At 69.4% G+C, this 11,936-nt stretch carries 13 protein-coding genes; 10 read left to right on the top strand and 3 right to left on the bottom strand.

The genetic code is table 11. From position 1 onward, the window contains the following. Window positions 1-186: 186 nt before the first annotated feature. The 4 genes from lpxC to MFF21_RS05845 all read left to right on the top strand — a co-directional run bounded on the left by lpxC (window position 187) and on the right by MFF21_RS05845 (window position 4,363). Window positions 187-1,134 (top strand): UDP-3-O-acyl-N-acetylglucosamine deacetylase, encoded by a 948-nt coding sequence (gene lpxC / locus MFF21_RS05860; RefSeq protein ID WP_238310285.1) that lies wholly within the window; start codon window positions 187-189, stop codon window positions 1,132-1,134. Between the two features lie 212 nt (window positions 1,135-1,346). Continuing rightward, window positions 1,347-2,216: an outer membrane protein assembly factor BamD gene (locus MFF21_RS05855; protein ID WP_238310284.1), complete on the top strand. Its 870-nt coding sequence runs from the start codon at window positions 1,347-1,349 to the stop codon at window positions 2,214-2,216. A gap of 154 nt (window positions 2,217-2,370) precedes the next feature. Next, the gene (gene recN, locus MFF21_RS05850; protein ID WP_238310283.1) at window positions 2,371-4,041 is read left to right on the top strand and encodes a DNA repair protein RecN; all 1,671 of its coding nucleotides are present in this window, start codon (window positions 2,371-2,373) and stop codon (window positions 4,039-4,041) included. A gap of 175 nt (window positions 4,042-4,216) precedes the next feature. Next, the gene (locus MFF21_RS05845) at window positions 4,217-4,363 is read left to right on the top strand and encodes a hypothetical protein (RefSeq protein WP_373324936.1); all 147 of its coding nucleotides are present in this window, start codon (window positions 4,217-4,219) and stop codon (window positions 4,361-4,363) included. A 10-nt stretch (window positions 4,364-4,373) separates the two neighbouring features. On the opposite strand, the gene MFF21_RS05840 is transcribed toward MFF21_RS05845, so the two are convergent. Next, window positions 4,374-4,661 (bottom strand): hypothetical protein, encoded by a 288-nt coding sequence (locus MFF21_RS05840; protein ID WP_373324935.1) that lies wholly within the window; start codon window positions 4,659-4,661, stop codon window positions 4,374-4,376. Window positions 4,662-4,889: 228 nt separating this feature from the next. Here MFF21_RS05840 and pstS point away from each other — a divergent pair, with 228 nt between their 5' ends. From pstS to phoB, 6 genes are all read left to right on the top strand, one after another. After that, complete coding sequence (pstS, locus tag MFF21_RS05835; protein ID WP_238310280.1) at window positions 4,890-5,930, top strand: phosphate ABC transporter substrate-binding protein PstS; 1,041 nt, start codon at window positions 4,890-4,892, stop codon at window positions 5,928-5,930. 192 nt (window positions 5,931-6,122) lie between these two features. Next, window positions 6,123-7,097, top strand: a complete 975-nt coding sequence (pstC, locus tag MFF21_RS05830) for a phosphate ABC transporter permease subunit PstC (protein ID WP_238310279.1) — start codon at window positions 6,123-6,125, stop codon at window positions 7,095-7,097. 16 nt (window positions 7,098-7,113) lie between these two features. After that, window positions 7,114-8,013, top strand: coding sequence for a phosphate ABC transporter permease PstA (pstA, locus tag MFF21_RS05825; protein ID WP_238310278.1), 900 nt, complete (start codon window positions 7,114-7,116; stop codon window positions 8,011-8,013). Between the two features lie 43 nt (window positions 8,014-8,056). Beyond that, window positions 8,057-8,872, top strand: coding sequence for a phosphate ABC transporter ATP-binding protein PstB (gene pstB / locus MFF21_RS05820; RefSeq protein WP_238310277.1), 816 nt, complete (start codon window positions 8,057-8,059; stop codon window positions 8,870-8,872). A 55-nt stretch (window positions 8,873-8,927) separates the two neighbouring features. After that, window positions 8,928-9,644 carry a phosphate signaling complex protein PhoU gene (phoU, locus tag MFF21_RS05815; RefSeq protein WP_238310276.1) on the top strand — a complete coding sequence of 239 codons (717 nt, stop codon included), beginning with the start codon at window positions 8,928-8,930 and terminating at the stop codon, window positions 9,642-9,644. Window positions 9,645-9,762: 118 nt separating this feature from the next. After that, on the top strand, window positions 9,763-10,464 hold the full coding sequence (phoB, locus tag MFF21_RS05810; RefSeq protein WP_238310275.1) for a phosphate regulon transcriptional regulator PhoB: 702 nt from the start codon (window positions 9,763-9,765) through the stop codon (window positions 10,462-10,464). A 45-nt stretch (window positions 10,465-10,509) separates the two neighbouring features. Here phoB and MFF21_RS05805 read toward each other — a convergent pair whose 3' ends face one another. Further along, window positions 10,510-10,830: a DMT family transporter gene (locus tag MFF21_RS05805; RefSeq protein ID WP_238310274.1), complete on the bottom strand. Its 321-nt coding sequence runs from the start codon at window positions 10,828-10,830 to the stop codon at window positions 10,510-10,512. Between the two features lie 192 nt (window positions 10,831-11,022). Next, window positions 11,023-11,571: a GcrA family cell cycle regulator gene (locus tag MFF21_RS05800; protein WP_238310273.1), complete on the bottom strand. Its 549-nt coding sequence runs from the start codon at window positions 11,569-11,571 to the stop codon at window positions 11,023-11,025. Between the last annotated feature and the right edge of the window lie 365 nt (window positions 11,572-11,936).

The raw sequence follows: 11,936 nt of genomic DNA, 5'->3' as shown, positions 1-11,936 counted from the left end.
CAGAACGTAAGAATCCGTGATTTGGCGGTGCAGTTCACCCCGTCTATACCAAGCCTCGGAACGACAAAGGCGCAGCGGCATGCACGGCCGCGAAGCGCCCGCAGAGGCTTCAAGCAGCGGACGGATCCCGATGTGACGTGCCCGAAAACGGGTGCGGGCGCTGGATCCTGGCCGAGGGCTAAGGGAATGCGGACGAACCAACAAACAACGATAAAATCGCCGGCGACCCTCAGCGGGATCGGCGTCCACTCCGGAAACCCGGTCGAGATCACCCTCCATCCAGCGCAAGCCAATCACGGAATAGCCTTCCTCCGCACGGGGACGCCCACCGGCAACGACCGGTTCATCAAGGCCCATCACGCCTGCGTCTCCGCCACCGAGCTCTGCACCGTCATCGGTGACAACGAGACCGGTGCCGTGGCCACCATCGAGCATCTGATGTCGGCCCTCTACGGGCTCGGGATCGACAACGTCCTCGTCGAGATCGACGGGCCGGAGATGCCGATCCTCGACGGCAGCGCCCGTCCCTTCGTCCAGGCCATCGACGCCGTCGGCATCGTCCATTGCGGCGCCGCCCGCCGCTGGATCAAGGTGCTGCGCCCGGTCCGCATCGAGGCCGGCCGCGGCTTCGCCGAGCTGCGCCCGATCGACCGGGGCTTCCGCCTCGACGTGGAGATCGATTTCGAGAGCCCGGTGATCGGCCGCAGCCGCAAGGCGCTGGACCTCACCCCCGCCGCCTATCGCCGCGAGATCGCCCCGGCCCGCACCTTCGGCATGATGCGGGACGTGGAGCGCTACTGGAAGGCGGGCTTCGCCCTCGGCGCCTCCCTCGAGAACACCGTGGCCGTCGGCGACACCGCCGTGGTCAACCCGGAAGGCCTCCGCTTCGCCGACGAGTTCGTCCGCCACAAGCTGCTCGACGCGGTCGGCGACCTCGCCCTGGCCGGCCTGCCGATCCAGGGGGCCTATCGCTCCTATTGCGGCGGCCACCGCATGAATGTCGGCGTGCTCACCGCCCTCTTCGCCGACCGGGCGAATTACTGCCTGGTCGAGGGCCAGGGCAGCCGCCGCGAGACCGCGCTGGCCGAGATCGGCGCCGGCCTGGGCCTCGCCGCCTTCGCCGCCGAGCTGTAACCCGCAAGCCACAGCCTTTCGCGGAAAGCGACGGCCCCCTTGCCGCCGCTTTCGCGCCCGAATCTGCTTCCACGGTAACCTCGCGTTAAGAGGGCGCGTCCCCCTGGCCCCCGGGGCCGGGGCGTGGCATCGGATGCCCCTGACGACGCGGTGTTGGCGTGGGAATGCGGGCCGGACGATGGTCGGCCGCGCCTGTTGAGGATGAGACCGGGATGCCTCTGAACTTCTCGACCCGCGGCGCCCTGGCGGTCGCGCTCCTGACCCTCGGCCTCGGTGGCTGCGACGGCTTCGATCCGACCGGCCTCTTCGCCGAGAAGTACGAGCCGAAGGTGATCGCCGACACCCCCGCGGACAAGCTCTACAGCGAGGGCTTGGCCAAGATGGAGGACCGGGACTACGAGGCGGCCACCAAGTCCTTCGAGCAGCTCGACAAGCAGTACGCCTATTCGGACTGGTCGCGCAAAGCGCTGCTGATGACGGCCTATTCGAACTACGAGGGCCAGAAGTACGACGACGCGATCAGCGCCTCGAAGCGCTATCTGCAGCGTCATCCGGCCAGCAAGGACGCGGCCTACGCCCAGTACCTGATGGCGATGTCGCAGTATAAGCAGATCCCGGACGTGACCCGCGACCAGGAGCGGTCCGAGCGGGCGCTCCAGGCGCTCCAGGAGCTGGTGCAGCGCTACCCGACCTCGGAATACGCCGCCGACGCCAAGGCCAAGATCCAGATCACCCGCGACCAGCTCGCCGGCAAGGAGATGGAGGTCGGTCGCTTCTACCTCGAGAAGCGCAACTTCCCGGCGGCGATCAACCGCTTCCGCAACGTGGTCAGCCAGTATCAGACCACCCGCCACGCCGAGGAAGCGCTGGAGCGCCTGACCGAGGCCTATATGGCGCTGGGCCTCACCGGCGAAGCGCAGACCGCGGCGGCCGTGCTCGGCCACAACTTCCCGGACAGCCCCTGGTACAAGGACGCCTTCGCCCTTCTCCAGAACGGCGGCCTGGAGCCCCGCGAGGAAAAGTCCTCCTGGCTCAGCAAGGTCTATCGCGGCGTCATCGGGCGCACGGCCGAGGCCAACTGACGGCCCGGACGGCGCGGACGGTCGGGGCGGTGCCAATGGCGCCGCCCTTTCTTTTGGAGAGGGCCCCGTCGTGCTCCGCTCCGACCCGCTTGGCCCCGACCCCGCTTGGCCCTAAACACGGGCCTCCTTCCACAGGCTTCCTTCCGCACGCGGCATGCTCGTCCAGCTCGCGATCCGCGACATCGTTCTGATCGACAAGCTCGAGCTGAACTTCGCCGACGGCCTGAGCGTCCTCACCGGCGAGACCGGCGCGGGCAAGTCGATCCTGCTCGACGCCTTCGCCCTGGCGCTCGGCGGCCGCGGCGACGGCAAGCTCGTGCGCCACGGCGAGGCGCAGGGCAGCGTCACTGCCGTGTTCGATGTCGGGCTCGACCATCCCGCCCGGGCGATCGCGGCGGAGGGCGGCCTCGACACCGAGGGCGACCTGATTCTGCGCCGGGTCCAGTTCGCCGACGGCCGCACCCGCGCCTTCGTCAACGACCAGCCCGCCGGCGTGCAGACGCTGAAGGCGATCGGCGCCGCCCTCGTGGAGATCCACGGCCAGCACGACGACCGGGCCCTGGCCGATCCGGCGAGCCATCGCACGATCCTCGACGCCTTCGGCGGCCTGGCCAAGCCCCTGGCCGAGGTGGCGGAGGCGTCCCGCCGGGTGCGGGGCGCCCGCACCGCTCTTGCCGAGCAGCGCGCCCGGGTCGAGGGCGCGCGCCGGGAGGCGGATTTCCTGCGCCACGCCGTCGAGGAGCTCGCCGCCCTCGATCCCCAGGCCGGGGAGGAGGCGACGCTGGCCGAGCGCCGCACGGTGATGCAGCAGAGCGAGAAGGTCGCCCGCGAGCTGAACGACGCCCTCGACGCGGTCGGCGGCCCGAACTCGATGGTGCCGCATCTCTCCTCGGCGGTGCGCCGGCTGGAGCGCCGCAGCGCGCAGCTGCCCGGCCTCGTCGATCCTTGCGTCGCCGCCCTCGACGCTGCCCTCGTCGCCCTCGACGAGGCCCGCAGCGTGCTCGACGCGGCGGTGCTCGCCGCGGAATTCGATCCCCGCGAGCTGGAGCGGGCCGAGGAGCGCCTGTTCGCCCTGCGCGCGGCCTCGCGGAAATACGACGTGCCCGCCGACGACCTCGCCGCCCTGCGTGCCCGCTACGAGGCGGACGTGGCGGCGATGGATGCCGGCGAGGAGGCCCTGGGCGGGCTCCAGACCGCCCTCGACGCGGCGGAGGCCGCCTATGCGGCGGCGGCGAAGAAGCTCGCCGACGGGCGGCGGCGGGCGGCCAAGGCCCTGGACGCGGCGGTGCAGAAGGAATTGCCGCCGCTGAAGCTGGAGCGTGCCCGCTTCATCACCGAGATCGCCACGGACGAGGCCTCCCGCGACCCCGCCGGCACGGAGCGGGTCGAGTTCTTCGCCCAGACCAATCCCGGCACGCGGCCCGGCCCGATGATGAAGGTCGCCTCCGGCGGCGAGCTCTCCCGCTTCATGCTGGCCCTGAAGGTGGTGCTCGCCGACCGCGGCTCGGCCCCGACCCTGATCTTCGACGAGATCGATACCGGCGTCGGCGGCGCGGTGGCCGATGCCATCGGCGCGCGCCTCGCCCGGCTCTCGGAGCGGGTGCAGGTCGTGGCCGTCACCCACGCGCCTCAGGTGGCCGCCCGGGCCGAGCGCCATTTCCTGATCGCCAAGGATCCCGTGAAGGGCGGCCGCGTCGCGACCCGGGTGAGCAGCCTCACCACCGAGGCGCGCCGGGAGGAGATCGCCCGCATGCTGGCCGGCGCCATCGTGACCGACGAGGCCCGCGCCGCCGCCGCCCGGCTTTTGATGAGCGCCGAGGCCTGATCCGCCCCGGTGGCGGTGACGTTCGGGTAACCTTAACAATAAGGAAATGTTAACCAAGCCGCGCGAGGCTGGTCCCGGACGCATCGACGACGATTGCCAGGGTCGGAGCATGGGCAAGGCGATGTCACGGGATTGGGCCGGCATTCTCGGGATCGGCGGAAACGTGCCGCCCCGGTTGAGCACCGATACGCGGATGCATCTCGGCACGACGCTCCGCGCGGTCTACGCGGAGAGCTGCGACCGTCAGCCGATCACCGACACGCAGGTCGATCTTCTCCTGCGCCTGCGCCACAAGGAGCGCGACCGCCGGCGGGGCGAATAGGGCGAGCGGGCTACTGCCAGCGGCGGCCGCCGGGCCGGCGCTTGATCTCCGCGGCGCGGATCATGGTGAGGATGCGGTCGAGATCCTTGAGGAGGCTCGCCTCCTCCATCCGTGCCGCCTCGATCTCCGCCGGGTTCGACCCGAATTGCTGCCGCTGACGGGCGAGGGTGAGGGCGCGCTCCAGCTCGGCCCGCTCGCCATGCAGGGCGAGATAGACCGCCTCCTGGGCGTTCGCGGCGCGACTCGGCCGCTCCGACGACGGTGAGGGCGGTGAATCCGCCACCTCGGCCTCCCGCATTCCACAACGACAACCGGCATGTCCTCAACGCACGGGCATCCTGGCAGGGTTCCTTCCCCGGCTCCGTGATCTCGGGCAGGGCGTTGTCACGTCCTTGTCATGTCATCGTCATATGCGCGGTGCGTCGGGTGATTACCGCAGCGCAGGCCGTGAGGTACGCGCAGGGTCCGCCTCAGCAGCGGGCCGGCGTCCCGCGCCCCCGGTGCCCGACACGACACGGAGATGCACGTGAAACCCTTCGCTTACGCGCTGGCCCTCGGTCTCGCGACCGCTCAGCTCGCCTTCCCCGCCCTGGCCGCCGATATCACCGGCGCCGGCGCGACCTTCCCCTTCCCGGTCTATTCCAAGTGGGCCGAGGCCTACCGCAAGGAGACCGGCACGGGCCTGAACTACCAGTCGATCGGTTCCGGCGGCGGCATCAAGCAGATCCAGGCCAAGACGGTCGATTTCGGCGCCACCGACGCCCCGCTGAAGGGCGCGCAGCTCGAGAAGGACGGCCTCGTCCAGTTCCCGACCGTGATGGGCGGCGTGGTCCCGGTGGTGAACATCGCCGGCCTGGAGCCGGGCAAGCTGAAGCTCAACGGTGAGCTGCTCGCCGACATCTACGCCGGCAAGATCGCCAAGTGGTCCGACCCGAAGATCGCCAAGCTGAACGAGGGCGTGAAGCTCCCCGACTCGCCGATCACCCCGGTCTACCGCTCCGACGCCTCCGGTACGACCAACATCTTCACGACCTATCTCTCCGGCGTCTCCGAGAGCTGGAAGAAGGAATACGGCGCGGCCACTACGATCAGCTGGCCGGTGGGTCAGGGCGGTAAGGGCAACGAGGGCGTCACCGCCACCGTCAAGCAGGTCCCGAACGCCATCGGCTACGTCGAGTCGGCCTATGCCAAGCAGAACAAGCTCGGCTACGCCCTCCTCGAGAACAAGGCCGGCAAGTTCCCGCAGCCCGACGACAAGGCGTTCCAGGCCGCCGCCGCCAGCGCCGACTGGAAGGCCGCCCCGGGCTTCGGCATCTCCCTGACCAACCAGGCTGGCGAAGGCGCGTGGCCGATCACCGCCGCGACCTTCATCCTGGTCTACAAGGAGCCCGCCGACGCGGCCAAGACCGCCGACGTGCTCAAGTTCTTCGACTGGGCCTACAAGAACGGCGACAAGCTCGCGACCGAGCTCGACTACGTGCCGCTGCCCGACAACGTCGTCGCCCAGATCCACGAGGAGTGGAAGACCATCAAGGGCAAGGACGGCAAGCCCGTCTTCGGGATGTAATCCCCTCGGCCTTCCCCCGCTCCGGCGGGGGAAGGCATTTTCAGGATCGGGCGTGCCGAGCACCCGGCCGTCGACGATCTTCGAGACCAGTTCCGCCTTTCCCCACAGATGGGGTGAGGGAAGACGACGGGACCCGCTCGCGCCCGCGGCTTCGGCGCGCTAAACGCCACCCCTTCGACAGAGCATGAGCGGATGACCGCGTTGACCCAAGAGATCGCCCTGGCGCGCAGCGAGCGAGCGGCCCGGACCGTTCCGAGCCGGAGCCTCGACAGCCTGTTCCGCGCCTGCGCCTACGGCGCGGCCCTCCTCGTCCTCCTCGTTCTGGTCGGCATCATCGGCTCGATCGTCTGGGGGGCCTGGCCGGCCTTCAGCGAGTTCGGCCCCGGCTTCGTCACCTCCAGCGCCTGGAATGTCGGCACCGAGCAGTTCGGCGCCCTGGTCGCCGTGATAGGCACCCTGGTCTCGGCCCTGATCGCCCTGGTGATCGGCGTGCCCCTCTCCCTGGCCATCGCCATCTACCTGACGCAGCTCGCCCCCGGCTGGGCGCGCAAGCCGGTCGCCATGGTGATCGAGCTGCTCGCCGCCGTGCCGAGCATCATCTACGGCATGTGGGGCCTGTTCGTGTTCGCGCCTCTCTTCGCCCATTACGTGCAGATGCCGGTCTCGAACCTCGTCGAGGGCCTGCCGATCGTCGGCACGCTGCTCTATTCCCGGGTGCCCTCCGGCGTCGGTGTGCTCACCGCGGGCATCATCCTCGCGATCATGATCGTGCCCTTCGTGGCCTCGATCACCCGCGACATGCTCGACCAGATCCCGACCGTGCTGCGCGAGAGCGCCTTCGGCATCGGCTGCACGACCTGGGAGGTGGTGCGCCACGTGCTGGTGCCGCAGGCCTCCGTCTCGATCATCGGCGCCGTCATGCTCGGCCTCGGCCGCGCCCTCGGCGAGACCATGGCGGTCACCTTCGTGATCGGCAACGCGAACCGGCTCTCCGCCTCGATCTTCGATCCGGGCTCCACCATCGCCTCGCGCATCGCCAACGAGTTCAACGAGGCGGACGGCCTGCAGCTCAACGCCCTGATGGCCCTCGGCTGCATCCTGTTCGTCATCACCTTCTTCGTCCTCATCGTCGCCCGCTACCTGACGCGGCGCGTGAAGGCCGCGTGAGCCGGGAGCGCTCTCCATGGACGCCACCAATCCCTACGCCTCGGCCGAGGCGGCTTCCGTCCCCCGCGGCTCCCGCGTCCGGCCGAGCCGGCGGGTCGCCGACCGGCTGCTGCGCACCTCCTGCACCCTGGCCACGGCCATCGGCGCCGTGGTGCTCGGCTCGATCCTGATCATGCTGATCTGGAAGGGGCTCGAGGGCTTCTCGCTCTCGCTCCTGACGCACCCGACGCCCGGCCCCGGCACCGAGGGCGGCGGCATCGCCAACGCGATCCTCGGCAGCCTGATCCTGACGACGATCGGCATCGCGGTCGCCACGCCGGTCGGCGTGATGGCGGGCACCTACCTCGCCGAGTACGGCCGGAACTCGCAGCTCGCCAACGTGATCCGCTTCCTCAACGACATCCTGCTCTCGGCGCCCTCGATCCTGATCGGCCTGTTCGTCTACACCCTGATGGTGCGGCCGATGGGCTCCTATTCCGGCTGGGCCGGCGGCGTGGCCCTGGCGATCATCGCGACGCCGGTGATCGTGCGCACCACCGAGGACATGCTGCGCCTCGTTCCGGGCTCGCTGCGCGAGGCCGGCGCCGCCCTCGGCGCGCCGATGTCCAAGGTCATCACCAGCGTGACCTGGCGCGCGGCCTCCGCGGGCATCGTCACCGGCGTGATCCTGGCGCTCGCCCGCATCGCCGGCGAGACCGCGCCGCTGCTGTTCACGGCGCTCAACAACAACAACTGGTTCCGGGCCGACCTGATGGGCGGCGTCGCGAACCTGCCGGTGATGATCTACCAGTTCGCGCTCTCGCCCTACGGCAACTGGCAAAGCCTCGCCTGGGCCGGTGCGCTGCTCATCACCGTCACCATCCTCGCGCTGTCGATCACCGCGCGCTTCGTCGTCAAGGACCAGCGGGCGCGCTGAACCGCGCGCGCCCCCGAGCCTATCCAGTCAAGGACGAGCCTCCATGAGCGTCTCCCCCGCCCTTCGCAGCCAGATGAACAACCGCGCGCCCGCCGACGACAAGGCGCCGATCCGCATCGCCGTGAAGGACCTGAACTTCTATTACGGCCAGTTCCACGGCCTGAAGGGCATCAACCTCAACTTCCACGACCGGCAGGTCACGGCGCTGATCGGTCCGTCCGGCTGCGGGAAGTCGACCCTGCTGCGCACCTTCAACCGTATCTACAGCCTCTACCCCGAGCAGCGGGCCGAGGGGCAGATCCTGGTCGACGGCCAGAACATCCTCGATCCGAAGGTCGACCTGAACGAACTGCGGGCCCGTATCGGCATGGTGTTCCAGAAGCCGACGCCCTTCCCGATGTCGATCTACGACAACGTCGCCTTCGGCCTGCGCCTCTACGAGAAGCTGCCCAAATCCGAGCTCGACGGCCGCGTCGAGGACGCCCTACGCAAGTCCGCCCTCTGGGAGGAGGTCAAGGACAAGCTCAAGCAGTCCGGCATGGGCCTCTCCGGCGGCCAGCAGCAGCGCCTCTGCATCGCCCGCTCCGTGGCCCAGCGTCCGGAGGTGATCCTGTTCGACGAGCCCACCTCGGCCCTCGACCCGATCTCCACCGGCCGCATCGAGGAGCTGATCGACCAGCTGCGCAACGAGTTCACGATCGTGATCGTGACGCACAACATGCAGCAGGCCGCCCGCATCTCGCAGTTCACGGCGTTCATGTATCTCGGCGAGCTGATCGAGTTCGGCCCGACGACGAAGATCTTCATGAACCCCGACAAGCGTCAGACCCAGGACTACATCACCGGCCGCTTCGGCTGAGACGAGATCCTTCCGCCGGGGCCGCGCGGAGCGGCCCGATCCTGGAGTCCAACAGATGTCAGAACATATCGTCAGCTCCTACGACCAGGATCTCGAGGACCTGCGCCGGGCCATCTCGGAGATGGGCGGCGTCGCCGAGAAGATGATGACCGACGCGACCGAGGCGCTGGTGCGCCGGGATACGGCGCTGGCCCAGGCCGTCATCACCGCCGACAAGCGGCTCGACACGCTCCAGCGTGAGATCGAGGAGCGCTCGGTGCTCCTCATCGCCCGCCGCCAGCCCCTGGCCATCGACCTGCGCGAGACCATCTCGGGCATCCGCGTCGCCGGCGATCTGGAGCGCATCGGCGACCTCGCCAAGAACATCGCCAAGCGGGTCGTCGCCATCGGCGACCAGACCCAGCCGCAGAAGATCGTGCTGGGCGTCCAGCACATGAGCGACCTCGTCCAAGAGCAGCTCAAGGACGTGCTCGACGCCTACGGCACCCGGGACGTCTCGGCCGCCCACGACGTGTGGCAGCGCGACAGCGCGATCGATGCGCTCTACAACTCGCTGTTCCGGGAACTCCTGACCTACATGATGGAGGATCCGCGCAACATCTCGTTCTGCACGCATCTCCTGTTCTGCGCCAAGAACGTCGAGCGCATCGGCGACCACACCACCAACATCGCCGAGACCATCGAGTATCTCGTCACCGGCGAGACTCCGGCCGGCGAGCGCCCGAAGAACGACGCCTCGAACTACGCCACCGTTCAGCCCGGCGCCGCCTGACCCTTCCTGTCGCGAGCCGCCGCCCGCATCCGTCGGGCGGCGGCTCCAGTCTTTGTACAGTCCGCTTCCCGACGTGCACCGGCCTCCGCCTCGTTGGGACGCGTTCCAAGAGGCACCCATGACGAGCGCCCGGATCCTGATCGTCGAGGACGAGGAAGCCCTCACCACGCTCCTGCGCTACAACCTCGAGGCCGAGGGCTTCGCCGTCGACCACGCCGCGCGGGGCGACGAGGCGGACCTGCTGCTGCGCGAGCAGATCCCCGACCTGATCCTGCTCGACTGGATGCTGCCGGGCCTGTCGGGCATCGAGCTGTGCCGCCGCATCCGCGCCCGCCGCGAGACCGAACGCTTGCCGGTGATCATGCTCACCGCCCGGGGGGAGGAGGGCGACCGGGTGCGCGGCCTCTCCACCGGGGCGGACGACTACATCGTCAAGCCCTTCTCGGTGCCGGAGCTGCTGGCGCGGGTGCGGGCGCTGCTGCGCCGGGCCAAGCCCGCCCATCTCGCCGACACGCTGGTGGCCGGCGACATCGAGCTCGACCGGGTGAGCCACCGCATCCGCCGCCAGGGCCGCGAGATCCATCTCGGGCCGACCGAGTTCAAGCTGCTCGAATACCTGATGCAGAGCCCCGGCCGGGTCTTTTCCCGGGAACAGCTCCTCGACGGGGTCTGGGGCCACGACGTCTATATCGACGAGCGCACCGTCGACGTGCATGTCGGCCGCCTGCGCAAGGCCATCAACCGTCCGCGCCAGACCGACCCGATCCGCACCGTGCGCGGATCGGGCTATTCCTTCGACGAGATGTTCGCGGGCGGCTGAGGGGTTTTTCGCGAGAGCGGTGGGGCGTTTCGAGCGCCCGCCGGCTCACGCGTCCGAGGACAGCTTCATCATCACGAGGCCGCTGACGATGAGCAGGGCGGCGATGACGCGCGGGGCATTCGCCGGCTCGCCGAGCACGAGGATGCCGACGAGGAAGGCGCCCACCGCGCCGATGCCGGTCCAGACCGTATAGGCCGTGCCGAGGGGCAGGCTGCGCATCGCGATCGAGAGAAGCACCACGCTCGCGACCATCGCGACCAGGGTGACGAGGGCCGGCACCGGCTTCGTGAAGCCCGCGGATTGCTTCATCGTGAAGGCCCAGACGACCTCCAGGATCCCGGCGGCGAACAGAATGAACCAGGCCATGGTCCGGCTCTCCTTGCGAAGGCCGGGCCGTCCCGGACATCCTGCCCCGATGCGGGTGAGGTCGTTGCCTCGCGGGAAACCTTAGTGCGCCCTATCCGAAAGGCGAGGCTTGCCGGGTGCAAGGCGGCACCCCGAAACGAAAAGGCGGGCCGGAGCCCGCCTGTCAGCCGCCTGTGCCCGGTCGGGCGCGCGTCAGCGGAAGCCCGCCACGCGACGGTCGCGCTTGCGCTCGGCCGCCGGCTGGTAGGCGATCTGGGCGTGCTGCGTGCAATAGGGCAGGCCGGTGATCGAGCGGGCGCCGCAGAAGCGGAATTCCGGCGAGGTCGGGTCGCCCATCGGCCAGCGGCACATGGATTCCCGCAGCTCCATGATGGTGACGCGCTGGGACACCGCGATCACCGCGGGCTCGGGCGCCGCCGGGGGCGGAACGATCGGGAAATCTGGGGCCGGGCGATGGGTCACGATGGCCGGCGGCTCGGGCAGGACCACCTCCTCCACCACGGCGGCGATGGGCAGGGTCTCCTCGCTCTCCGCGCCGGACTTCTTGCGGGGGGCGGCCTGGGTGGGGCCCGTGGGCTTCACCCGGCCGGCGAGGCCGAGGCGATGCACCTTGCCGATCACGGCATTGCGCGAGATCCCGCCGATCTGCGAGGCGATCTGGCTGGCGCTCAGACCGTCCTCCCACAGCCGACGCAGAAGCTCGACGCGCTCGTCCGTCCAGCTCGGAACCGCCTCGCTCATGGCCCCTCCACGTCGTCTCGTTCCCGCGGCCGGTGCCCGCGCCGCCTCGCCCGGTGGTGCCGGCGGCCGGGCAGTCCGAACCTGTCGGTGATGCCCGCCGGGTCTCCCCCCGGCGATGAAGCGGAGCCTACAGGAGCCCGTGAGGCCGGTGCAAGAGTCGAGCGGCCCCGCCGTCCTGTTTCCACCGCCAATGCCGCGATGCAGCCTCATCTCCGGGAAATGCTAGTATTAGTTGTAAATATCGAGAATATGCTCTTCAGATAGAAAGTCTTTTGATCCCCGTCGTTTGGCCAGCTTGCCGGGTCGGTCGGGGCTCGTCCGCGGCGCGCCCCGTGCGCCTGCCGGGATTGCGAGCGCTCGCATTG

Source organism: Methylobacterium organophilum (assembly GCF_022179465.1).
Taxonomy (GTDB): Bacteria; Pseudomonadota; Alphaproteobacteria; order Rhizobiales; family Beijerinckiaceae; genus Methylobacterium; species Methylobacterium organophilum.
The sequence above is the reverse complement of the archived record's forward strand: the minus strand, read 5'-3'. Positions and strand labels throughout refer to the sequence as shown.